Origin of the sequence: Mycobacterium sp. SM3041, assembly GCF_039668335.1 — a bacterium.
GTDB lineage: Bacteria > Actinomycetota > Actinomycetes > Mycobacteriales > Mycobacteriaceae > Mycobacterium.
Map to the genome: position 1 here is coordinate 91,653 of NZ_JAYXBQ010000050.1, position 21,817 is coordinate 113,469.

Consider the following 21,817-nt stretch of genomic DNA (forward strand, 5'->3'; position numbering starts at 1 on the left):
CAGTACTGCGCCGATGCGCCGTACGGCGCATCGGCGACCTACTGGGATGGAGCTCCCGTCTTAGTGCGGAGCGGTGACGACGTTGCCCGGCAGCGCCGTCTGCGGTCCCGGAGCCTTCACCGTCGGGGAGAACGAGTTGCCACCCTTGGTGGGCCCGCCCTTCTCGCTCGGCGTCACCGGCGACGAGGAGGCGGGTGCCGACGTCGTGGTGGTGGTGCTCGTGGTGGTGGTCGGCTCTTCCTTGGCCTTCTCGCCGCAGGAAGACAGCAGGCCCATGGCGAGTCCGGCGGTCACGGCGAGGCCGGCCACCATCTTCTTGCGGGTCGAGTGCCGAACGGTGGTCATACCGATTCTCCTTAGTCCATTCCGTTCGCCCCGACGGCCGAAGCCACGAAGAAACGGGCATCGCGATCGTAATCTGATTCGCTTCTCACAGCATACCGACAAGCGATTTCCATTGCTGGGATATCTAGCCCGATATCGGGACATCGCACCATGCCAGCAAACAATGAGGCAGGCATGAGAATTCGGGCCGATAGCGCAACTACTGAGGCCGATGAGGCGGCAGTGGCTGTCAACCCTAAACGTTTCCTCAAAGTAGTACTTGGCGTACCAGTGACCAATACGGTCGGAATGGTTCGGACTTCAATGGCGAAGTCGTTTCACTGTCGAATACATAGGGGAAGTTTCACGTGAAAAACGAATTGCTGTTCCGCCGCACCGCCGCCGCCATCGGCATCGCCGCAGTCACCGGCGCCGCCGTCGTGGCCTGCTCGCAGACCAAGGACATCGGCTCCACCGCGTCGTCGGCCGCCAGCTCCGGCGCGAGTGCGGCATCATCCGCTGCCAGCTCGGGAGCCAGCGCGGCATCGTCCGCGGCCAGCTCCGCGTCGAGCGCCGCGTCATCGGCGATGGCCGGTCCATCCTCGTCCATCAACGCACCCGGCGTCGGCGAGGTACAACTCGACGGCCCCATCGCCGACGCGTACCACAAGGCCGGCGGCGAGGCCGCCCTCGGCCTACCGACCGCTCAGCCCCAGAAGGTCGGCGACGGTACGGTGCAGGCCTTCGCCAAAGGCACCATCTTCAGCTCGCCCGCGACCGGAGCCCATCTGGTACAGGGCGAAATTCTGCGCGAGTACACCGAAAAGGGCGGTGCGGGAGGCGAATTGGGCTTCCCCACCACCGATGAAGCGCAGACCGCAGGCGGCCCGGACGTGCCCAAAGGCGGCTGGATCAGCGAGTTCCAGAAGGGCACCATCACCTGGCTGAACCAGGGTGACGGCACCTTCAAGGCCACCATCACCCCCAAGCAGTAGTCACTGCTCTTCGGCGAGCGCGGCGAGCCGGGCCAGCGAGGCCTGCAGCCAGTCTGCGGAGGTCTGCCTGGCCCGGTTCAGCCGCTTCTCGTCGGTCAGTGCGGTCCAGTCGTAGGTATGGGTGACGCGGGTGTGCCCGTCGTCGATGGGCTCGAGTTCCCAGCGCCACAGGTGCCCCGGCTGCGGCAGTCCGGGTTCGGACGGCTTCCACGCGATGCGCCGTCCCTCGTCGAATTCGACGACGTGGTTCTCCCGGACGGCGCCGACGGTCAGCCCCATGACGAACACGTCACCCACGCCGCGGACGCGTTGGCCGGCGGCCGCCTCCGCCAGGTTGTCGTTGCCGTCCCACCGCGGCTGCTGTGCGGGGTCGGCGATCAGCTCGAAGATCCGCGCCGCCGGGGCGGCGATGTCACGGCTGGCGCTGACTACCCGAGTTTCGTTGTCCACGAGTCATATTCAACCCTATGTCGGCAGTCGCCGGTTGATCACCAGCGCGGAGATCACCGCACACGTCAGGGCAAACACGCCGAGGCGCAGCCATGCCGTTCCACCGGGGCCGCGGATGATCTCGTAGCCGATCTGCTGCTGAATGGCGTCGTAGCTCTTGTTCAGGTCCTCGATCTTGGCCGCCGTGTACATCTGCCCGCCGGACAGCTCGGCGACCCGCTTCATCGTGGTGTCGTTGACGGGGACGTTGACGCTCTGATTGTCGACCTTGATCTTGCCGCCCTTGGTCCCGAACGCGATGGTCGAGATCGGGGTGTCCGACTCTTTGGACGTCCGCGCCGCGGTGTACGCGCCGTGCGGGCTGTCCGGGTTGCCCGGCCGGTTCTCGGCGCCGTCGGACAGCAACACGATGCGTTTCGGCGGCTTGTCGGTGTTGCCACTGCCGCCCAGCACGTCCGACAGGGTCGAGATCGCGCGCAGCGCCGCGAAGATGCCGTCGCCGGTCGCGGTGCCGTCGTCGACGGTGAGGTGGTCCAGCGCGGTGATGGTCGCATTGTGGTCGGGGGTAGGTGACACCAGCAGGTTGGTGTTCCCGGAGAACGTGACCAGACCGAGGTTCACGCCGGGGGTCAGCTTCTTCGCGAACTGTTTGGCGGCGTCTTTCGCCGCGGCCAGCCGGCTCGGTGAGACGTCGTCGGCCTCCATGGACCGGGAGACGTCCATCACCAGCATGATCACCGCGCGGTTGCGCGGGGTCTTGATCTCGTGGGTGGGGGCGGCCAGCGCGACGGTCAGGGACAGCAGCGCGGCCACCGAGAACACCATCGGCAGGTGCCGCCAGCGCGTCGGCTGCAGGGGCACGACGTCGGTGCGCGGCTGGTCGCCGGCATAGCTGCGAAGCCGGGCACTGCGGTTGCGCTGTGCCGCGAGATAGGCGGCGACCAACGCGATGGGCAACAGTGCGGTCAGGAGCAACCAGGGGTGGGCGAAGCCCGACAATGACACCGATCCGATTCCCGGAAGACTCATCGGCGCCCCGTCGCGTTCGTCACCATAAGTGAAAAGTGTAGGAGTCGGTGCATCGTGCACCCGGTAGCGGGGCTGTGGCCTGCGACAACCGTCAGACCACGACAGTCACAGCCGCCCCGTAAGCTGGCCGCGGACCGTCCCCGACACCCGCCGGAGGCCCATGCTCACCGTTCTGTACGTTCACGCGATCGCCACTGTGCTCGCTCCACTGTTGGTACGACGCTGGGGACGGCGGGCTTTCTATCCGCTCGCGCTGGCGCCCGCCGGCTCCCTGGTCTGGCTGGCTTCGAACTGGCCCGGCACCGGCGAGCAGACGGTGCACATCGACTGGGTGCCGCAGCTGTCCATGGACATCACGCTGCGGCTGGATTCGCTGTCGGCGATCATGTCGGTGTTGGTGCTGGGGGTCGGCACGCTCGTGCTCCTGTACTGCGCCGAGTACTTCCACCACGCGGACGGGCACACCGAGAACCGGCTGCCCAGCTTCGCCGCCGAACTCGTGGCGTTCTCGGGCGCCATGTTCGGACTGGTCTGCAGCGACAACACGCTGCTGCTGTATCTGTTCTGGGAGCTGACGACCATCCTGTCGTTCCTGCTCGTCGGCCACTACGCCGAACGCGTCGCCAGCCGGCGCGCGGCCACCCAGGCACTGCTGGTCACCACGTTCGGCGGCCTGGCGATGCTGACGGGCATCATCATGCTGGGCACGCTCGCCGGCACCTACCGGCTGTCGGACCTCGTCGCCAACGCGCCGACGGGCACCACGTCGTCGGTGGCCGTCGTGCTGGTGCTGATCGGTGCGCTGTCCAAGTCGGCCATCGTCCCGATGCATTTCTGGCTGCCGGGCGCCATGGCAGCGCCGACGCCCGTGAGCGCCTATCTGCACGCGGCGGCCATGGTGAAAGCGGGCGTGTACCTCATCGCCCGCATGACGCCCGGTTTCGCCGACCATCAGCCGTGGCGGCCGACGGTCGTGACGCTGGGTCTGGTCACGCTGCTGCTGGCGGGTTGGCGCGCCGTCCGCGAGTACGACCTCAAGCTGATCCTGGCCTTCGGCACGGTGAGCCAACTCGGGTTGATCACGGTGATGGTCGGCGCCGGCGGTGGCGATCTGATGCTCGCCGGCCTCGCCATGCTGTGCGCGCATGCCATGTTCAAGGCCGCACTGTTCATGGTCGTCGGGATCATCGACCACGCCACCGGCACCCGTGACATCCGGAAGCTGGCCTGGCTCGGCCAACGCAGTCCCGTGCTGCTGGGCATCGCCGTCGCCGCGGCCGCCAGCATGGCCGGGCTGCCGCCCTTCCTCGGCTTCGTCGCGAAGGAAGCCGATTTCGAAACCCTGTGGCACAGCCCGACGTTGGGGGCCTCCGCCCCGTTGGTGCTGGCGACGGTGGCGTTCGGATCGGTCTTCACCATGATCTACAGCCTGCGGTTCCTGTACGGGGCGTTCGCGCGTAAAGGCAAGGACGAGCCCACGATTCGCGTCGCCGAGATGCACCGGCCCACCGTCGGTTTCCTGGTGCCACCGGGCTTCCTGGCCGTCGCCGGCCTCGGCTTCGGGTTGCTGCCGAACGCCCTCGATCACGCCATCGCCGACTACACCGCGACCATGCCGGGCAGTACCGGGTACCACCTGGCGCTGTGGCACGGCGTCAACATGCCGCTGCTGCTGTCGGCCGTGATCGTCGCTGCCGGCGCGGCGGCGTTCGTCCTGCGGCATCGCCTCGAGCGCATCCGGGTGCCCTATCTACCGCTGGGCAACGCCGATCGGATGTACGACGCGGCCATCCGCGGCGCGGACCGCTTCGCCGTGCGGTTGACGGCGTTCACCCAGCGCGGTTCGATCCCGACGACGCAGGCGATGATCCTGTCCACCCTGACCGTGCTGCCCATCGCGGTGCTGTTGCTGGGCCCGCGGGACCAGCCCGACCTGAAATTGTGGAATTCGCCGCTGCAGGTGGTCGTCGGCCTCATCGTGCTGGCGGCGGCAGTCAGCGCGACGGTGATGCGCAACCGTCTGGCGGCCGTGCTGGTCGTCGGCGTCACCGGTTACGGCTGCGGCACGCTCTACATCTTCTACGGGGCACCGGACCTGGCGTTGACCCAATTCCTGGTCGAGACACTGACTTTGGTGGTCTTCCTGCTGGTGCTGCGCACCCTGCCCGCCGAATCCGACGCCGCCCATATGAAGCGGCATCGCCTTCCCCGCGCGCTGCTGGCCACCGCTGTCGGCGCGTCGGTGACGGCGCTGGCGGTCTACGCCATGGCCGCCCGCCACACCCGGCCGCTGGCCGAACTGCTGCCCGACGCCGCGTACTACCGCGGGCACGGCGCCAACACCGTCAACGTGCTACTCGTGGACATCCGGGCCTGGGACACCCTCGGCGAAATCTCGGTGCTGCTGGTCGCCGCGACGGGCGTCGCATCAATGGTGTTCCGGCACAGGCGTTTCGGTTCGGCACCCCGGGTACCGAAGGATCACCGGCCGACACCCGACATCACCTGGCTGCGCGGCAGCGACCTGCGCGATCCGCGGCACCGGTCCCTGGTGCTCGAAGTCGCGACCCGCATGATCTTCCCGCTCATCATGGTGCTGTCGGTGTACTTCTTCTTCGCCGGGCACAACACGCCCGGCGGCGGTTTCGCCGGCGGCCTGACGGCCGGTCTGGCGCTGGTACTGCGGTACCTGGCCGGCGGCCGTTACGAATTGGGCGAGACGCTGCCGCTGGACGCCGGGAAGATTCTGGGCGCCGGCCTGACCCTGTCCGCCGGGACGGCGACGGCCTCGCTGCTGCTCGGTGCGCCGGTGCTGTCCAGCGCGGTCGTGAAATTCACGCTGCCCCTGCTGGGTTCGGTGAAGGTGGTGACGGCGCTGTTCTTCGACCTCGGCGTGTACCTCATCGTCGTGGGCCTGGTGCTGGACATCCTGCGCAGCCTGGGAGCGAAGGTCGACGAAGAGTTGTACGCACCACGTGAGGCGGCCGCCCGATGACGACCTATCTCGTACCGCTCGTGCTCATCGGCGGTCTCACCGGCACCGGTGTGTACCTGCTGCTGGAGCGCAACCTGACCCGAATGCTGTTGGGCCTGTTGCTGATCGGCAACGCGGTGAACCTGCTGATCCTGGTGATGGGTGGCGACTCCGGTAATCCGCCGGTGCGCGGCCGCACCAGCCACGGTCGGACGGGGATCGCCGATCCGCTGGCGCAGGGCATGGTGCTGACTTCCATCGTCATCACGATGGGCGTCGCCGCGTTCGTGCTGGCGCTCATCTATCGGGCCTACCGCCTGACCACGGTCGAAGAGGTGGGCAACGACCCCGAGGACAGCCGCGTGGTGCAGCTGTCGTCCACCGACACCCCGGCGGTCGAGGAGGACCGCGGCAAGCCCGCCGTCGTCACCGACGCCGACGCACCCGCGGAACTCGACGCGCTGCCCGCCGACCCGGTGGAGCAGGCGTGACGGCGGGTGCGGTGCTGGCGCCGCTGCCCGTGCTGATCCCGATCCTCGGTGCCGCCACGACGTTGTTCGCGGGTCGCCGGCCGCGGCTGCAGCAGATCATCGCGGTCGTGGCGCTCGCCGCGGTGACGGCGGTCTGCGCGGCGCTGGTCTACGTCGTCGACCACAGCGGCACCGTCGCCGTCCACGTCGGCGGCTGGGGCCAGACCGAGCCCGGGATGGGACCGCTCGGCATTGTCCTTGTCGTCGACCGGCTTTCGGCCCTGATGCTGGTGGTGTCCTCGATCGTGCTGCTGGCGGTCGTCTGGTACGCCATCGGGCAGGGGATCCGCGACGGCGGTGACGAACAGCCGGTGTCGATTTTCCTGCCGACCTACCTGGTGCTGTCGGCGGGCGTGTGCATCGCCTTCCTCGCGGGCGATCTGTTCAACCTGTTCGTCGGCTTCGAAGTGCTGCTGGCCGCCAGCTTCGTGCTGCTGACCGTCGGCGCCAGCGAGGAGCGGGTCCGCGCCGGCATCGGCTACGTCATGGTGTCGATGGTGTCGTCGGTGATCTTCTTGATCGGCATCGCCCTGATCTACGCGGCCACCGGCACCCTGAACCTGGCCGAGCTGGCGAACCGGCTCGACGGCATCACGCCGGGCACCCGCGCGGCGCTGTTCGCGGTGCTGCTGGTGGCGTTCGGCATCAAGGCGGCGGTGTTCCCGCTGTCGGCATGGCTGCCCGACTCCTACCCCACCGCCCCGGCGCCGGTCACCGCGGTGTTCGCCGGCCTTCTGACCAAAGTCGGTGTGTACGCGATCATCCGGGCCCACACCCTGCTGTTCCCGGGCGGCGCACTGGACGGCGTGCTCATGGTCGCGGCGCTGTTGACCATGTTGATCGGCATCTTCGGCGCCATGGCCCAGAGCGACATCAAGCGGCTGCTGTCCTTCACCCTGGTCAGCCATATCGGTTACCTGGTGTTCGGCATCGCGGTGTCCAACCGGATCGGCATGGCCGGCGCCATCTACTACGTCGCCCACCACATCGTCGTGCAGACCACGCTCTTCCTCGTGGTGGGACTGATCGAGCGGCAGGCCGGGGCGTCCACGCTGCAGCGCCTCGGCGGACTCGCGGCAGCCAGCCCGCTGCTGGCGTTCGTGTTCATCATCCCGGCCCTGAATCTCGGTGGCATTCCGCCGTTCTCGGGCTTCATCGGCAAGGTGGCGTTGCTGCAGGCGGGAGCGACGAGCGCGTCGGTCCTGGCATGGGCGCTGGTCGCCGGTTCGGTCGTCACCAGCCTGCTGACGCTGTACGTGATGGCGCGCGTGTGGACCCTCGCGTTCTGGCGCGCCCGCGCCGACGCGCCGGAGGGCATGCTGTCCACGGCGGCCCCGGCCGGCCTGTTGGAACCGGTCGCGAATGTGGCGGTCGACGACCGGCCGGATGTCGGCCGGATGCCCGTCAGCATGCTGGCTCCGACCGCGGTTCTCATCGCGGTGGGGCTCGCCCTGACGGTGTTCGCGGGGCCCATCTTCGGGTTCGCGGAACGCGCCGCCGACCAGGTCACCGACCGCGGCCAGTACATCTCGGCGGTGTTGACGCCATGAGGCAGTGGTTACCGCGCGTGGGCATCCTGGTCTGGCTGATGGCCGTGTGGATTCTGTTGTGGGGCAACATCTCCGTTGCCAACATCCTCGGCGGGCTCGCCGTCGGCGTGCTGATCACGGTGCTGCTGCCGTTGCCGCAGGTTCCGGTGGCGGGGCGGCTGCATCCGCTGTCGCTGACGTGGCTGGTGCTCAAGGTCGCCTACTATCTGGTGCTGTCCTCGGTACAGGTCGCGTGGCTGGCGATCAGGCCCGGTCCCCCGCCGCTGACCGCAGTGCTGCGGGCCCGGCTCGCGCTGAAGTCGGACCTCGTGCTCGCCGTGGCGGTCAACGTGATCAACCTGATCCCCGGCTCGATCGTCCTGGAGATCGATCAGGACCGCCGGATGATCTACGTCCACGTGCTCGACGTGGGTTCCGAACGTGCGGTGCAGCAGTTCTACCGCCAGATCGCGGAAGTGGAGCGGCTGATGATCGCCTCGTTCGAACGGGAATCCCATTGGCAGCCAGTGGAAGTGGACCCGGCATGAGCACAGTGTGGATCATCGCCGCCGTGATGCTGGTCGCGGCCGCTGCCATCACGGTGTTCCGGCTGCTGGCCGGTCCCGGCACCCTGGACCGGCTGGTCGCGCTGGACACCTTCGTCGCCGTCACCATGTGCGGAATCGGCACGTGGGCGGCGTACAGCCTCGACACCACGGCCACCTACAGCCTGACGGCCCTCGCGCTGATCACCTTCGTCGGGTCGGTCAGCGTGGCCCGGTTCCGCGTCCGCGACACCGCCACCGACCCCGAAGCCGAGCCGCCACGATGAATATCTTCGATGTTGTCGCAGGTGCCCTGGTGCTCTTCGGTTCGGCACTCGCGCTGACCGCAGCGATCGGCGTCGTGCGGTTCCCCGACACCCTGACGCGGATGCACTCCGCGTCCAAACCCCAGGTCCTCGGACTGCTGCTGGTGCTGACGGGCGCCGCACTGCGGCTGCGCGGGCAGGCCGATGTCGGCATGCTGATCCTGGCCGGCTTGTTCACCCTGATCACCGCGCCGGTGGTGGCCAACCGCGTGGGCCAGCTGGCTTATCGTGAGCAGAGTTTCCGCGACGACCTGCTGATCCGCGACGAATTGGACGACAATGGCGCGTACTGACGACGATTCCTGGGACATCACCGAGAGCGTGGGTGCCACCGCGCTGGGTGTGGCCCTGGCCCGGGCCGCCGAATCCGCTTCGGAGAACCCACTGTTCGACGACCCTTACGCACAGCTGTTCATCGACGCCGCCACCGCGGCCGGCTGGTCTTCACCGTTCGCCGGTGGCGCTCCCGGTTCGGTGCAGGCTCAGCGCATTCGCATGGTGTGGGCGTACGCCGCAGCGCGCACCAAATGGTTCGACGAGTTCTTCGCGGCGGCCGGTGCCGCGGGCATCCGCCAGGTGGTGATCCTGGCCGCGGGACTGGATGCGCGGGCCTGGCGACTGCCCTGGCCGGATGGCACCGTGGTTTTCGAGATCGACCAGCCGAAAGTGCTGGCGTTCAAGGAGGAAACGCTGGCGGCCCACGACATCCAGCCGGCCGCCCGGCACGTCGGCGTGCCCATCGACCTGCGCCAGGACTGGCCGGAAGCGTTGCGGCAGAACGGGTTCGACCCCGCCAAGCCGACGGCCTGGCTCGCCGAGGGGCTACTGCCCTATCTGCCCGCCGACGCCCAGGACCTCTTGTTCGACCGCATCCACGGGCTCAGCGCGCCCGGAAGCCGCGTCGCGGTCGAGGGTTTCGGCGCCGGGTACTTCAGTGAGGCGCAGCAGCGCATCCGCGAGGAGCGGATGGCGGCCATCCGGGCTGAAGCCGCACACAGCGGGCAGCCGATCTTCGACGTCAGCAACCTGTTCTACAGCGAACCGCGCGAGGACGTCGCCGAGTGGCTGACCCGCCACGGCTGGCAGACCAGGGTCGAGACGTCCGCCGAGGTCACCGCCCGCTACAAGCCCGAGGTCGCCGGCGAGGTGCCGGATATCGGCAGCGAGTTCGTCGACGCCAAGTTGGTCTGAGCCGATCAGCGGTACCCGTCGATGTACGTTCCGCTGTCGTCCGTACGTACAGCGAGGACGACACCCGGCGCTGCAACAATCTCCTCCGCGTCAGCCGTGGGTGCGGTCCCGGTGGGAACGCAATCCTGGCGGTTGAAGACCGTCAATTGTCTTCTGGCGAACACCACCTCAGCACCGAGAATCACCGCTCGCGCATCCAACAGATCGGTCATCGGGTAGTCCGCGAAGGTACATCGCGCTTGCCCGTCTCGGCCCCTCAACATGAAGTCGTCCGCTGGCTCAGGTCCGGTGGCGAGAAAATCCGCCGACTCGTCACGAGTCCGATAGACAAGCACTTGCCCGTGAAAATCCAGAACGCGCCGATCAGCCGTACTCACGAAAGCACCCACGCCACCAGTGGATTCGACGTCGGCGCCCATCACATATCCATCTCGGCCCGCCCGGCTGATGCCCGGACGGATGGCGTTGAGGTCGTGGCCCGAATATGGCAGGCCCGCTAAAAGCGTTGTTTTCCAGCGAATTTGGCCGTTCGATGGATCGACGTAGACGAAGCGAATATCGGCTTTGTCACCAGACACACACCGATATGCGGAACCCGGCAGGCTGGGGTTTCCGCCGTACCAACCGCGGCATTCGGTGGACGGCGCCGGAATTGACCACAGCAGCTTCCCGGTCCGGGTGTCGTAGCGGGTCCACTCGCTGGCGTCCTTGTTGGTCGCTACCAGGAACGGCGGCGTTCTGCGGTTGTAGTCCAGATAGCCAAATGCTTTCGTCAGGCCAAGGTCGGACGACCACCAAAGTTGTTGGCCGGTCATGGCGTCCAGTCCGATCAACATGTCCGGACGGCCGCCCAGCCTGACCACGACTGTGCTTCCTTGATCGAAAACAGCCACGTCCGCGACAGTCTGAGTACTAGGTCCGCTGCGGCGATAATGCCAACGTTCGACGCCGTCGGACCGGTACGCGGTTACGCCGTCCTTGCCATAGGTCACGAATCCGGCCCCGCCTGACTCAACGCGCCAATTCCGACGACGCGACGTGCCGTTGGCGTCGGCAATGCGGATCGTAAAAGCTTTTTGTCCCAAACGATCTGGACTTGTAGGCACAGCCGTCTGCGTCGCGGTGGTGGCCTCGACAAACCGACCGTCGTCACCGGCTCGCAACGCCGACATTGTCATGGCACCGGCGACCACCACGGCCATCACCAATCCGATACCGACGAGCCAGCGACCACCCCGTGCCCACCGAGCGACGGCGGGCGCGGCGAGGGCGGCAGCCACGGTGCCCGACACAGCCAGCTGCCAACTGCTCACCGCGGTAGGCAGCTTGGGTGTCACCGGGAGGCGTTGCATCCAATCGAAAAACTGCCCCATCCCAGAGCCAGCCAACAGTAAGTACACCAACGCGATACCGGCCGCCAGCACACTCCATCCCCAGTACCGCGACACCCGTTTGAACCGTACGAGCAGCAGCGCGGCAACAAGAATGACTGCGACGGCGCATACCGATGACGCAACTGCTTTGGGGGACATGCTCGCCCAATACGAGGAGTTGTCGCCCTGTCGCACAGACTCTGACCACGCCGCGTAACCAGGCGAGGGGTCCGGCACCAGCCAGCTCCACAGCGATAGCCCAGCCGCCCAAACCAACAGGCCCACGGCCACGCCGAGGCAGACTGTCGACAAGCCCACCAGGACACGCCTCAGCATGCTGCCCCCGCCCCTCCCCTGACGTTGACCATCTGAACTACCGCCGGTTGTCAGGCGCAGTTCACCACCAAGCTCAGTTGAACTTGATCTTCACCTGCTCGCCGCTGACGTCGGCGGTGGTCCCGGTGACGTACGAGGTCAACGTGCCGCGCTTGGTCCCGCCATTGCGGCCCTGCCCGCTCACGTCGTAGTGCACCTCACCGCTGATCCGGACCTCCATGCGGTACTCGTCCAGATCGCCGACCTTGACGGCACTCATGTCGGGCGGGCTCCACGTCACGGTGCCGTCGACCAGATCGCGGTCGCTGATCTTCACGGGGCACGGCGCCGGCGGCACCAGTGAGCGCGACGACGAGCAGCTGCCGTACGCCGCGTCCAGCAGCTTGGCGATGGTCTTGGTGCCCGAATCGTTGAGCGCGAACTTCGGCTGCAGGTAGGCGCTCGACGAATACCCTTCGACGGCGTCGAGCAGCAGCGGCTTGGCGGCGGTGACCGACACGTACGGGCTGGTGCTGCCGAGCTCGAGGAAGCCCGGGAACACGTAGATCGCCGATTCCTCGGCGATCTCCTTGCCGAACACCGTCATGGACTTGCGGGCGGCGTTCTCGGTGCTGCTCAACGACGACAGATCGAGCTTGACGGCGGCGTGGGCCAGCTGCCACTTGCCGCCTTCCTTCTTGACGTGGATCGTGGCGTCGGAGTTCTTGTCGCCGAACTTGGCCGCCACGTGGACGTCGGCGCGGCCGATCGACTCCATGGTCTTGTCTTCGTTCAGGATGCGGATGTCGCTGATCGGCCATTCGGCGATCTGCTTCTTCAGCACGTCGCTGGACAGGAACTCCTTGGAGGCGGGCTGATCATTGCTGAACGACAGCGCCGTGTCGGCGTTGCCGTTCGACAGCGCTTCCAGATAGCCCTTCACCACCTCGCTGGCGGAGCTTGAGCCGCCGCTGTCGCCCGAACCGAACGAGTCGTAGACGTAGTAGATGCCACCACCCAGCACGACGAGCACCACGACAATGGCCGCGATGATCAGCGGCACCTTGTTCTTCTTCTGCGGGGTGACGAACGGCTGTGCGCCGTAGCCGCCTGCCGGCGCTCCCGGCCACCCCTGGCCGGCACCTGGTGCCGCCGGCGGGGTCCCCCATCCCTGCGGCGCACCTGCCGGCGGCTGGCTCAACGGTGGCGGCGTCTGCGGGGGCCATCCGGGCGCGGCCGGCGGCGTGGTCTGGTGAATCGCCGTCTCTTCTTCGTCCGACGATCTACCCGCGCCGCCACCTGGGTTGGGACCGTTGTAACCGCTCCCCTGCCAACCCGTCATCGTGAACCCTCCCCGTAGCACAACATGCTGTGTCCAGGATAAGCGGTGCCACACCACCCTGCGTGCACGGAACTGCCCGTACTAGTCCTCGGACAGCTGGAATTCCACCATCGCGGTGAGACTCTCGACCGCTTCCTCGAGCGCGCCCAGCCGGGCCGCGGCATTCGGCGCAGCCAGCACCGAATACTTGTCGGCCTGGCCGATCGGCAGTAGCGCGGCCAGCGCGTACAGCCGTTGTCCCACATCGGGTTTGACGGTTCGCGCCAGGATCGAGTCCCGGTCCCGCAGGCGCGCGCCCTGAGCCGACGCGATGCGTTCGAACACGGCGATGATCCGGTCCTCGACCGCCACGATGGATGCCTCGGGAACCACCGGCCCCGGCTCGTCGGGCCACCTCTCGATTTCGGCCCGCGGGTACGGATCGTCGTTGTGCCACTGCATGATTCGGATGCGGTCGGTCACGCTGCAGCTCAACATGTACCGGCCGACGCCCTGCGGCTGGCACCGGTCGATGCGGGCGAGCGCGCCGACCGAGCAGCGGGCGTCGCCGCCGCCGACCTCACGGCCGGCCGAGATCAGCACCACGCCGAACACCTGCTCCGTGGCCGCCATACAGTCCCGCACCAGTTCGCCGTACCGCGGCTCGAAGATGCGCAGCGGTAGTTCCTCGCCGGGCAGCAGCGCGGATTCCAGCGGGAACATCGGCGTGATCGGCACGGCTACAACTCCAGCTCCGACACCAGCGCGTCGACGACCTCCAGCAGGTCCCCGTCGGTTTCCTCGGCGACCCGGCGCTGCCGTTGATAGGAGCCGCCCAGGGTGTAGATGTCGGCGACCCGAGCCAGTTCGTCGGCGCAATGCAGCGATGCCGCAACCGGTTCCAGCCGGTTCAGCAGGTCGTCAAGGTCTTCGGTGACCAGCCGCTCGTTGCTGTCGGCGTCCAGGATGATCTCCGCGTCCAGCCCGTAACGCGCTGCGCGCCACTTGTTTTCCTGCACATGCCAGGGCGGCATGGTCGGCAGCTGCTCACCGGCGTCCAACCGGCGGTCCAGGTCGACGATCAGGCAGTGCGTCAGTGCGACCAGCGCACCGAGTTCGGCGATGTTGGACACGCCGTCGAAAATCCGGACCTCGATGGTGCCGAGATGCGGCGACGGCCTGATGTCCCAACGGATTTCGTTCATGTGGTCGATGATGCCGGTCTTGCGCTGGTCGTAGACGAAGCGCTCGAAGTGCGACCACTTCTGGAAGTGGAACGGCAGGCCCGCGGTCGGCAACTGCTGGAACATCATGGCCCGGTTGCTGGCGTAGCCGGTGTCCTCACCCTCCCAGTACGGCGACGACGCCGAAAGCGCCAGCAGATGCGGGTACTGGTTGAGCAACGACGTGATGATCGGCATCACCTTGTGCGCCGACGAAATCCCGACGTGCACGTGCACGCCCCAGATCAGCATCTGCCGGCCCCACCACTGGGTCCGTTTGATCAGCTCGGCGTAGCGCTGACCTTCGGTGAGCTGCTGACTCTCCCACTCCGCGAACGGGTGAGTGCCGGCACAGAACAGCTCCATGCCGCGGTCGCGCACGATCCGGCGGACCGGGCCGAGCGTGGACCGCAGGTCGTCCATGGCCTCGCCGACGGTGTCACACACGCCGGTGACCACCTCGACGGTGTTGCGCAGCAATTCCTTGTGCACATGCGGGGTCTCGCCGATCTCGGCGATGACCGCGGCGGCCTCGTTGCTGAGGTCACGCGTGCGGGCATCGACGAGGGCGAACTCCCATTCGACGCCGAGGGTCGGCCGAGGCGACCCGGCGAAATCGATTCGCGGTGGGGTGTGGCTGTCCGCGCTACCCGGCAGCGATGACACCGCACGCCACGCGCTTACCGGAGTCACCGGTGTTCATCGAAGCCTCGTCCGCACCGGGAGCGGCGCCCTGGATCTGCTGGTACCGGTCAGCCGGGATGTTGCCGAAGTTGTCGGCCTTCTCGTGGATGATCAGCGCGGTCTTGTTACCGGCGAGCAGCTGCTCGGCGGTGAAGGCGTCGGTGGTGGTCACCAGAGAGCCGGTGCCGTCGCCCTTGATCTGCAGCGAGGCGAGGTCACCACTCATCGGGTAGCCGGTGTGGCCCGGAGCCTGGAAGTGTCCGCCGGCGGACAGGAAGTCACCGGGCGCGCCACCGGTCGGGGCGACCGAGTTCGGCTCACACTTGCCGGCCGAGTGGATGTGCAGGCCGTGGAAGCCGGGGGTCAGCACGCCGCCTGCGGTGGTCTTGACCGTCAGCGTGGCGAACCCGCCGTTGAACAGGAACTCGGCGGTCGCGACCGTCGTGCCCTCGGGGGTCTTCAGCTCGGTGACCAGCTTCTCGCCGATCGGGGCAGCCTGCGGGGCCGCTTTTTCGCCGGCCTTTTCACCGTGGCCCTGCGGGGCGTGCTCGACGCCGGTCCAGATCGCCGGGGTGGTGCCGGGCACGGACGAGGGGACCTGTCCGGGAGGGGCACACGCAGCGACGACAGGAGCGATGACCGCAGCGGCGGCAAGGAAGCGAATCGGGGCTGAGATCGGCATGCCGGAGAGCCTAACCGGTCACCAGAACGATCACGCCTGGTCCCTTGTCATTGAGGGCCGGGATGCGCGGTTCGACGGGTGCGTCGAGGATTTTGCCGACCGCTTCGGCGGCTTCCTTCTCCCCCGCGGCGTCACCGAAATACACGGTCGTGGCTGGCGGCGGCGCGTCCACGCTGAGGTTGTCGGTCTCGGTGACGTTCCACTGCGCCTCGTGCAGCTTGTCGGCGACGCCCTTCGCGGCACCGGCAACCTCGGAGATGTTGAAGACCTTGACGTCGGCCTTGGCGGGCGCGGGCGTCGTCGACGTCGTGGTGACCGTGGCCGAGGTGGCGCTGGCGGAGCTGCTCGACGAACTCGAGTCAGAGCTGCTGTCCGAACTCAGCGACTGGAACGCCACCAGCAGGAACACGACACCAAGAAACAACAGCACCATGACCATGGCGCGCAGGGGCAGTCCGGAGGACTCTCGCTGATTCATTGCTCCCCACCTTATCGAGGCTGACCCTCAGGGCAGAAAAGCTAGGTGATTTCGAAACCGAGACGACGCGCGGCCTTGGCCTTCTGGCGGCTGGCCCGCTGCCGGCGCAGTCGCTTGACCAGCATCGGGTCCGCGGCCAGCGCCTCAGGTCGGTCGACCAGGGCGTTGAGCACCTGGTAGTAGCGGGTCGCCGACATCGAGAACAGTTCCTTGATGGCGTCCTCTTTGGAACCCGCGAATTTCCACCACTGACGTTCGAAACCAAGAATGTCGTGTTCGCGGCGGGTCAACCCGTCGGCGAGCTCAGAGTCGTCCCCGGATCGCTCAGTACGCGCCATAGCGCCGTCCATTTCGCCCCTGGACCCTTTCTCTGATCTCGGTATATGCCAGCCTGTTTCGCGCGTCACAACGGATCTGGGACGCAGCAAGTGGTTCGGCGAACATTCAACCATGACCGACGGTATTGAGCCGTGATCGTTACCCGCGAGTCGGGTCACTAAGATTGCTCGTCATGGCTGTCCGTCCAATCTGCATCGTCGGTGACCCTGTTCTGCACACCGCGACCACTCCGGTGGCCGTCGGCGCCGACGGGTCGCTTCCTTCCGATCTCGCCGAGCTCATCGACGACATGTACGAAACGATGGACAAGGCCAACGGCGTGGGCCTGGCGGCAAACCAGATCGGTGTCGGGCTGCGGCTGTTCGTCTACGACTGCGCCGACGACCGCGGCCAGACCGCGCGGCGTCGCGGCGTGGTGATCAACCCGGTGCTGGAGACGTCGGAAATCCCCGAGACGATGCCCGACCCGGACTACGACGACGAGGGCTGCCTGTCGGTTCCCGGTGAGTCGTTCCCGACCGGCCGCGCCACGTGGGCGAAGGTCACCGGTCTGGACGCCGACGGTAAGCCGGTCGAGCTGGAAGGCACCGGCCTGTTCGCCCGCATGCTGCAGCACGAGACCGGCCACCTCGACGGCTTCCTGTACCTCGACTGCCTGATCGGCCGCAACGCGCGGGCCGCGAAGCGGATGATCAAGTCGAACAAGTGGGGCGTGCCGGGGCTGAGCTGGATGCCGGGCGAGGTCGACGACCCGTTCGGGCACTGATGCCCGCCAGCGGGCGCGTCGGTAGCCGCGTCTCGCTGCGCTACCGCCTTGCCGATCCCGGCGCCGAGGCCTTCACCGACGTCGTCGGTCATCTCGAGGCGCTCGACCCCCTGGTCGTGGTGCGCACCAAATCGGGTGAGCGCGTCGAGATCAGCCCCGCCGCGGTGATGTCGGTGCGCGAGCTGTCGCATGCCCCGGTACGCAATTCGGAGATTCGTGCGGTCGAGCATGCTGCCGCGCTCGCCTGGCCCGGCACCGAGCAGCACTGGGTCGACGGCTGGCTGCTGCGGGCCGGTGGCACGGACATGCGAACCAATTCGGCTGTGCCACTGCTCTTTTCATCGGACTTGACGGCGCTGCCGGCGATCGCCGACTGGTACGCCGCGCGCGGTCTGCAACCGTGGGTCGCGCTGCCGGAGCGGCTGCTGCCGGTCCGTTCCGAGGGCATCGAGCCCAATCGCGTTCTGACCGTTGAATTGCCGGGCGGCGCGGCTGCCGAACTGCCCTCGATCCCGGATGCCCGGTGGCGGCAGATTCACGCACACGACGTTGCCGTCGAGGTGCTCACCGCCGTCGTCGATGGCGACGTGGCGTTCGCCACCGTGGCGGATGCCGCGGTCGGGCGCGCCGCGGTGACCACCGCACCCGACGGCAAGGTGTGGGCGGGACTTTCCGACGTCGCCGTACTGGAGTCGGAGCGTCGACGCGGACTGGGCCGCGCCGTCTGCGCGGAGCTGATGTCCTGGGCCGCCGGCCGCGGTGCGACGCACGCATATGTACGGGTTCTCGACGACAACGCGCCGGCGATCGCGCTGGCCGAGTCGATCGGTTTCCGGTTGCATCACCGCTCTCGGTACGTGCTCCTGTAACGCCGAAGACCACGGTTTCTCGCGCGACATCGTCGGCGCCCGGGAAACCGTGGCCTCGGCAGGTACCGGCTAGGCTGCGTCAGCCCCGCTGTGGGACGAACCACCCTGGCCTGCGGTGGATTTCGCCGGTGCCGGCTTCTTCGCGGGCTTCGGCTTCTCGGCCTTCTCCGCCTTCGGCTTGCCCGGCTTCTTCGAATCGGACTTCTTGGTCTCCGACTTGGTCGTCTCCGACTTGGTGTCGGACTTCGTTGCATCCGGCTTGGTCGAGTCCGGCTTGGTCGAGTCGGGCTTGGTCGACTCGACCTTGTGGTCGTCCGACTTCTGGTTGTCGGGCTTCGCCGGGGTCGCCGGGGTCGCGGGCGTCGCCGGAGTCGCGGGGGTGGCGGGCGTCTCCGAGCCGGCCGGCGTCGCGGGCGTGGCCGGGGTCGCCGGCGCAGCCGGAGTTGCCGGGGTCGCCGCCGTCTCCGACTTGGCGGGGGTGGCGGGCTTCTCGGCCGTCTCCGGGGCCTGTGCCGCGGTGGCCTTGACCTGAGTCACCGCGAGGGCAGGCTGCGGGATCGAGGTGATCGAGTTGTCCGTCGCTGCCTTGGTCACCGACACCTGCGTCGTCGCGGCTGCCGGCTCGACAGCAGCCTTGGGGGCCAACGGATTACCGGTGCCGCTCCAGCCGATGGCCTTGGCCAGAATGTGCCCGAGGGAAACCAGCGCCCCGATCGGTCCGATGCCACGACCGTCAACAGGGAATTCCGAGGGTCCGAAGATCTCGGTATAGACGTCCTGGCCGATCGAGTTGAGGATCGAGCCGCCGATGCCGCTGTCATCGAAGCCCGTGGCGCCGGCGGTGAACAGCCCGCCGAACTGGATGCTCAGTGCCCGGAGCTGGGTGTTGTACTTCAGCAGTCCCGAGTTGTTGACGAGGGGCGTCAGCGCCGTGAGGTCGAGCTTGGCGCCGTTGAGGAAGCCGTTGACCATGTTGGCCGGGATGTTGATGACCGACTGCACAGCCTTGGCCACATCGCCGGCCGACAATGCGGCGCCGACGGCGGTGAGACTGTTGACCAGTGCAACGACCGGGCTGATCGCCGGACCCGCCAAACCGATGAGAACACCGCTCAGCGGCGAGGCCAAGAAGGTCAGGACCTGCGAGACGACCGCGTTGGCCTGCGGGTTGTCGTAGGTCGGCAACATCTTCGGGATCATCTGGAGCAGCAGCGTGTGCCAGCCATCGTTCGACTGAGACGCCGCGGCGGTGTCGGCGGGATTGACGCCGATGCCGGTGGCGGCGCCAACCGCGGACTGCAGGTTGTGCCCGACCTCACCGATCACCGTGCCGATGCTGCCCGGGTTCTTCCGGATCGCCTCGACGTGGCGGATCTGGTTGGCCAAGAACTGTTGCAGCAACACCGCCGGGGCGTCGGAGAATGCCTCTCCGATGCGGCCTGCATTCGCCGATGCGGTGTTGAACGCGTTCAGCCACGGCTGCAGCGGGTTGTATGCCGCTGTCAGCTGCACCGCGGCGGTACTGACCGACGGCAGCGCCGGAAGCTTGACCGAGGCAGGTGCCGACGACAGCAGTGGGGCGGCCACGATGGCCGCCGTGGTCGCTGCGCAGATACCCGCCTTGGTATGGCGACGGACCGCTGAATCCATGTGTACGACTCCCTCTTTCCGAGTTGATTGGGGTTGGTTGATGCGGGGAATCGGTGGGCCTCCCCCGAGCCGGGAGGCCCACCGATCGTTGACCTGCTAGCTCGACGCGCCCGAGGCGTGCGAGCCGGCGCCACCGTCGGCGCCGTGAGTCGAACCACCCTGGACCGCAGTGGATTTCGCCGGAGCAGGCTTCTTCACGGGCTTCGGCTTCTCCGACTTCTGCTTGGCCGGCTTCTTCGATTCGGTCTTCTTGGTCTCGGACTTCGTCGTCTCCGACTTGGTGTCCGACTTCGTCGTCTCCGACTTGGTCGAGTCCGCCTTGTGGTCATCCGACTTCTGGTTGTCGGGCTTCGCCGGGGTGGCCGGAGTCGCCGGGGTGGCGGGCGTAGCCGGAGTCGCCGGGTTCGCCGGCGTCTCCGCAGTGGCCGGGGTGGCGGGCGTCGCCGGAGTAGCCGGAGTGGCGGGCGTGGCCGGGGTCGCCGACGTCTCCGACTTGGCCGGCGTGGCCGGCTTCTCGGCTGTCTCCGGCGCCTGCGCCGCGGTGGCCTTCACCTGCGTCACCGCCACCGATGCCTGCGGGATGGAGGTGATCGAGTTGTCCGTGGCCGCCTTGGTCACCGAAACCTGGTTTGCCGCAGCCGGTTCGGCGGCGGTCTTGGGGGCCAACGGGTTACCGGTGCCGCTCCAGCCGATGGCCTTGGCCAGCAGGTGGCTGAGGTTGACGAGCGCACCGATCGGCCCGATGCCCTGGCCCGTGATTTCCAGCGGGAATCCCGGGGCGAGCACCGTTTCGGCCGTCAGACCCAGGGAGTTCAGGATCGAGCCACCGATGCCGGTCATGTCCATGCCCGTCACGCCGGCGGTGAACAGGCCACCGAACTGGATGTTGAGTTTCTGCAGTTCGTTGCCGGCCGGCATGGTCTTGGTGATCAGCGGCGCCAGCACATCCAGGTTGAGATTGGCGCCGTTCAGGAAACCGTTCACCATGGCGGCCGGGATGTTGATGGCAGCCTGCGCCGCGGCCATCGCGTTACCGGCGGCGAGCGAGGTGGCGATCTTGGTGATGCTGTTGACCAGCGCCACCACGGGGCTGATGCCGGGACCCACCAAACCCATCAGCACACCGCTGAGGGGTGAGGCCAGCACGTTGACCACCTGCGTGACGATCGCGGACGCCTGCGGGTTGCCGGCTGTCGGAAGCATGTTCGGAAGCATCTGCGCGACCAGGCCGTGCCAGACGTCGTTCGAGCCGGCGATGGTCCAGTCATCCGGCTTGGTCCCCAGCAGCGTGGCGGCGGTGATGGCCGACTTCACGTTCTGCCCGACGTCCTGGATCACGGCGCCGATGTTGCCGGGGTTCTGCAGGATGGCCCCCACATGGCTGATCTGGTTCGCCAGGAACTGCTGCAGCAACACCGCCGGCGCCTCGGAGACGACCGCACCGATTCGCTGCGCGTTCTCCGACGCGGTGTTGAACGCGTCGAGCCACGGCTGCAGCGGGTTGTACGCCGCGGTCAGCTGGACCGCGGCGCTGCTGACCGACGGCAGCGACGGCAGATGCGCGGCGGCAGGCACCGACGGCAACAGCGGGCCGGCCACGATGGCCGCCGTGGTCGCTGCGCAGATACCCGCCTTGGTATGGCGACGAACCGCAACATTCATGAAGTGACTCCTCGGGGTCGGCTTGCTTACTGGCGGGTAATTTACCGACGAGTAACCGAGTTAATCCAGAGTTTTTGACGAAGTCGTAACGAATCGGTAGCGACGGCATGCGGCTCACAGGTAACGCCAAGCCTGTTTGCGTATTAGCCGGTAAACCGCCGTTTATAGGCCCGCTAACCGTCCGGCAAATGGCCAGTCGGCAAACCCATTTAGGGCGCCCAGTAAGGCTTCGGCGCGACCCCGTGAACGCGGCCGAACCTGCCAGATATATTCCGATTAGTAATGCTCAGACGCATTTTTCGCGTCGTGACCGAGACCACACCGGGCCGTGATCGTGACCGGAATCTCACACGCGCTGAAGCCGCCCTGTGAACTCGGCGGGGGCGCCCTGTTTCCCACACGGGGCAAATCGGGCATGGGTCACAGCGACGCATTCGCGAGATTGCTGCAGCCGCATGTCCAGCAGCCGGCCGAGGCTTCGACCGGTGTCCACATGGTGAGACAACATGTGGGACTGACGGTCCCGGGCAATGCGGGCGACGGTCGTCCGGGGCTCCGCAGG

22 protein-coding genes are annotated in these 21,817 nt (G+C 67.3%); 10 read left to right on the top strand and 12 right to left on the bottom strand.

Features of this window, described 5'->3' with window-relative positions:
- Positions 1–60: 60 nt before the first annotated feature.
- Positions 61–345: a hypothetical protein gene (locus VXD91_RS17545; RefSeq protein WP_167526427.1), complete on the bottom strand. Its 285-nt coding sequence runs from the start codon at positions 343–345 to the stop codon at positions 61–63.
- Between the two features lie 443 nt (positions 346–788).
- Here VXD91_RS17545 and VXD91_RS17550 point away from each other — a divergent pair, with 443 nt between their 5' ends.
- Entirely contained in the window at positions 789–1,319 is a 531-nt protein-coding gene (locus VXD91_RS17550; RefSeq protein WP_346416091.1) for a hypothetical protein, read from the top strand.
- On the opposite strand, the gene VXD91_RS17555 is transcribed toward VXD91_RS17550, so the two are convergent.
- Positions 1,320–1,769 (bottom strand): SRPBCC family protein, encoded by a 450-nt coding sequence (locus tag VXD91_RS17555; RefSeq protein WP_318986640.1) that lies wholly within the window; start codon positions 1,767–1,769, stop codon positions 1,320–1,322. It abuts the gene before it with no gap.
- 15 nt (positions 1,770–1,784) lie between these two features.
- Positions 1,785–2,798 carry a VWA domain-containing protein gene (locus tag VXD91_RS17560; RefSeq protein WP_346415964.1) on the bottom strand — a complete coding sequence of 338 codons (1,014 nt, stop codon included), beginning with the start codon at positions 2,796–2,798 and terminating at the stop codon, positions 1,785–1,787.
- Between the two features lie 160 nt (positions 2,799–2,958).
- Here VXD91_RS17560 and VXD91_RS17565 point away from each other — a divergent pair, with 160 nt between their 5' ends.
- The 7 genes from VXD91_RS17565 to VXD91_RS17595 are packed head-to-tail and all read left to right on the top strand — an operon-like array spanning position 2,959 to position 9,893.
- The gene (locus VXD91_RS17565) at positions 2,959–5,793 is read left to right on the top strand and encodes a Na+/H+ antiporter subunit A (protein ID WP_318986642.1); all 2,835 of its coding nucleotides are present in this window, start codon (positions 2,959–2,961) and stop codon (positions 5,791–5,793) included.
- Positions 5,790–6,263, top strand: a complete 474-nt coding sequence (locus VXD91_RS17570) for a Na(+)/H(+) antiporter subunit C (RefSeq protein WP_318986643.1) — start codon at positions 5,790–5,792, stop codon at positions 6,261–6,263. Before VXD91_RS17565 ends, VXD91_RS17570 begins: the two co-directional genes overlap by 4 nt.
- Positions 6,260–7,852 (top strand): Na+/H+ antiporter subunit D, encoded by a 1,593-nt coding sequence (locus tag VXD91_RS17575; protein WP_318986644.1) that lies wholly within the window; start codon positions 6,260–6,262, stop codon positions 7,850–7,852. The genes VXD91_RS17570 and VXD91_RS17575 overlap by 4 nt, the downstream gene beginning before the upstream one ends.
- A complete protein-coding gene (locus tag VXD91_RS17580) occupies positions 7,849–8,379 on the top strand; it encodes a Na+/H+ antiporter subunit E (protein WP_318986645.1) in 531 nt (176 codons plus the stop codon). Before VXD91_RS17575 ends, VXD91_RS17580 begins: the two co-directional genes overlap by 4 nt.
- The gene (locus VXD91_RS17585) at positions 8,376–8,663 is read left to right on the top strand and encodes a monovalent cation/H+ antiporter complex subunit F (RefSeq protein ID WP_318986646.1); all 288 of its coding nucleotides are present in this window, start codon (positions 8,376–8,378) and stop codon (positions 8,661–8,663) included. Before VXD91_RS17580 ends, VXD91_RS17585 begins: the two co-directional genes overlap by 4 nt.
- The gene (gene mnhG / locus VXD91_RS17590) at positions 8,660–8,995 is read left to right on the top strand and encodes a monovalent cation/H(+) antiporter subunit G (protein WP_318986647.1); all 336 of its coding nucleotides are present in this window, start codon (positions 8,660–8,662) and stop codon (positions 8,993–8,995) included. Before VXD91_RS17585 ends, mnhG begins: the two co-directional genes overlap by 4 nt.
- Complete coding sequence (locus tag VXD91_RS17595; RefSeq protein ID WP_318986648.1) at positions 8,982–9,893, top strand: class I SAM-dependent methyltransferase; 912 nt, start codon at positions 8,982–8,984, stop codon at positions 9,891–9,893. The genes mnhG and VXD91_RS17595 overlap by 14 nt, the downstream gene beginning before the upstream one ends.
- Before the next feature lie 5 nt (positions 9,894–9,898).
- On the opposite strand, the gene VXD91_RS17600 is transcribed toward VXD91_RS17595, so the two are convergent.
- The 7 genes from VXD91_RS17600 to VXD91_RS17630 form a co-directional block, all read right to left on the bottom strand.
- Entirely contained in the window at positions 9,899–11,425 is a 1,527-nt protein-coding gene (locus tag VXD91_RS17600; RefSeq protein WP_318986649.1) for a PQQ-binding-like beta-propeller repeat protein, read from the bottom strand.
- A gap of 250 nt (positions 11,426–11,675) precedes the next feature.
- The gene (locus VXD91_RS17605; protein ID WP_346415965.1) at positions 11,676–12,923 is read right to left on the bottom strand and encodes a hypothetical protein; all 1,248 of its coding nucleotides are present in this window, start codon (positions 12,921–12,923) and stop codon (positions 11,676–11,678) included.
- An 81-nt stretch (positions 12,924–13,004) separates the two neighbouring features.
- Positions 13,005–13,640 (bottom strand): LON peptidase substrate-binding domain-containing protein, encoded by a 636-nt coding sequence (locus VXD91_RS17610; protein WP_318986651.1) that lies wholly within the window; start codon positions 13,638–13,640, stop codon positions 13,005–13,007.
- Positions 13,641–13,642: 2 nt separating this feature from the next.
- Positions 13,643–14,791 carry a glutamate--cysteine ligase gene (locus tag VXD91_RS17615; RefSeq protein ID WP_318986669.1) on the bottom strand — a complete coding sequence of 383 codons (1,149 nt, stop codon included), beginning with the start codon at positions 14,789–14,791 and terminating at the stop codon, positions 13,643–13,645.
- Positions 14,772–15,491 (bottom strand): superoxide dismutase family protein, encoded by a 720-nt coding sequence (locus tag VXD91_RS17620; protein WP_318986652.1) that lies wholly within the window; start codon positions 15,489–15,491, stop codon positions 14,772–14,774. Before VXD91_RS17620 ends, VXD91_RS17615 begins: the two co-directional genes overlap by 20 nt.
- A gap of 10 nt (positions 15,492–15,501) precedes the next feature.
- Positions 15,502–15,969: a LytR C-terminal domain-containing protein gene (locus tag VXD91_RS17625; RefSeq protein WP_318986653.1), complete on the bottom strand. Its 468-nt coding sequence runs from the start codon at positions 15,967–15,969 to the stop codon at positions 15,502–15,504.
- Between the two features lie 41 nt (positions 15,970–16,010).
- Positions 16,011–16,319, bottom strand: coding sequence for a DUF3263 domain-containing protein (locus tag VXD91_RS17630; protein WP_029105136.1), 309 nt, complete (start codon positions 16,317–16,319; stop codon positions 16,011–16,013).
- Positions 16,320–16,480: 161 nt separating this feature from the next.
- On the opposite strand from VXD91_RS17630, the gene VXD91_RS17635 reads away from it, so the two are divergent.
- Positions 16,481–17,074, top strand: a complete 594-nt coding sequence (locus VXD91_RS17635) for a peptide deformylase (RefSeq protein ID WP_020101093.1) — start codon at positions 16,481–16,483, stop codon at positions 17,072–17,074.
- Positions 17,074–17,943 carry a GNAT family N-acetyltransferase gene (locus VXD91_RS17640; protein ID WP_318986654.1) on the top strand — a complete coding sequence of 290 codons (870 nt, stop codon included), beginning with the start codon at positions 17,074–17,076 and terminating at the stop codon, positions 17,941–17,943. Before VXD91_RS17635 ends, VXD91_RS17640 begins: the two co-directional genes overlap by 1 nt.
- A gap of 69 nt (positions 17,944–18,012) precedes the next feature.
- Here VXD91_RS17640 and gjpA (VXD91_RS17645) read toward each other — a convergent pair whose 3' ends face one another.
- Positions 18,013–19,593 (bottom strand): outer membrane porin GjpA, encoded by a 1,581-nt coding sequence (gjpA, locus tag VXD91_RS17645; RefSeq protein ID WP_318986655.1) that lies wholly within the window; start codon positions 19,591–19,593, stop codon positions 18,013–18,015.
- A gap of 96 nt (positions 19,594–19,689) precedes the next feature.
- Positions 19,690–21,255, bottom strand: a complete 1,566-nt coding sequence (gene gjpA, locus VXD91_RS17650) for an outer membrane porin GjpA (protein WP_318986656.1) — start codon at positions 21,253–21,255, stop codon at positions 19,690–19,692.
- Positions 21,256–21,817: the final 562 nt, after the last annotated feature.

Bases quoted from the DNA above. Each gene is read 5' to 3' on its own strand.
- VXD91_RS17585 (WP_318986646.1), top strand. From the start codon at position 8,376: ATGAGCACAGTGTGGATCATCGCCGCCGTGATGCTGGTCGCGGCCGCT.
- VXD91_RS17605 (WP_346415965.1), bottom strand. From the start codon at position 12,923: ATGACGGGTTGGCAGGGGAGCGGTTACAACGGTCCCAACCCAGGTGGC.
- VXD91_RS17635 (WP_020101093.1), top strand. From the start codon at position 16,481: ATGGCTGTCCGTCCAATCTGCATCGTCGGTGACCCTGTTCTGCACACC.
- VXD91_RS17545 (WP_167526427.1), bottom strand. From the start codon at position 345: ATGACCACCGTTCGGCACTCGACCCGCAAGAAGATGGTGGCCGGCCTC.
- VXD91_RS17600 (WP_318986649.1), bottom strand. From the start codon at position 11,425: ATGTCCCCCAAAGCAGTTGCGTCATCGGTATGCGCCGTCGCAGTCATT.
- gjpA (WP_318986655.1), bottom strand. From the start codon at position 19,593: ATGGATTCAGCGGTCCGTCGCCATACCAAGGCGGGTATCTGCGCAGCG.
- VXD91_RS17560 (WP_346415964.1), bottom strand. From the start codon at position 2,798: ATGAGTCTTCCGGGAATCGGATCGGTGTCATTGTCGGGCTTCGCCCAC.
- VXD91_RS17640 (WP_318986654.1), top strand. From the start codon at position 17,074: ATGCCCGCCAGCGGGCGCGTCGGTAGCCGCGTCTCGCTGCGCTACCGC.
- mnhG (WP_318986647.1), top strand. From the start codon at position 8,660: ATGAATATCTTCGATGTTGTCGCAGGTGCCCTGGTGCTCTTCGGTTCG.
- VXD91_RS17570 (WP_318986643.1), top strand. From the start codon at position 5,790: ATGACGACCTATCTCGTACCGCTCGTGCTCATCGGCGGTCTCACCGGC.
- VXD91_RS17595 (WP_318986648.1), top strand. From the start codon at position 8,982: ATGGCGCGTACTGACGACGATTCCTGGGACATCACCGAGAGCGTGGGT.
- VXD91_RS17620 (WP_318986652.1), bottom strand. From the start codon at position 15,491: ATGCCGATCTCAGCCCCGATTCGCTTCCTTGCCGCCGCTGCGGTCATC.
- VXD91_RS17580 (WP_318986645.1), top strand. From the start codon at position 7,849: ATGAGGCAGTGGTTACCGCGCGTGGGCATCCTGGTCTGGCTGATGGCC.
- VXD91_RS17565 (WP_318986642.1), top strand. From the start codon at position 2,959: ATGCTCACCGTTCTGTACGTTCACGCGATCGCCACTGTGCTCGCTCCA.
- VXD91_RS17625 (WP_318986653.1), bottom strand. From the start codon at position 15,969: ATGAATCAGCGAGAGTCCTCCGGACTGCCCCTGCGCGCCATGGTCATG.
- gjpA (WP_318986656.1), bottom strand. From the start codon at position 21,255: ATGAATGTTGCGGTTCGTCGCCATACCAAGGCGGGTATCTGCGCAGCG.
- VXD91_RS17630 (WP_029105136.1), bottom strand. From the start codon at position 16,319: ATGGACGGCGCTATGGCGCGTACTGAGCGATCCGGGGACGACTCTGAG.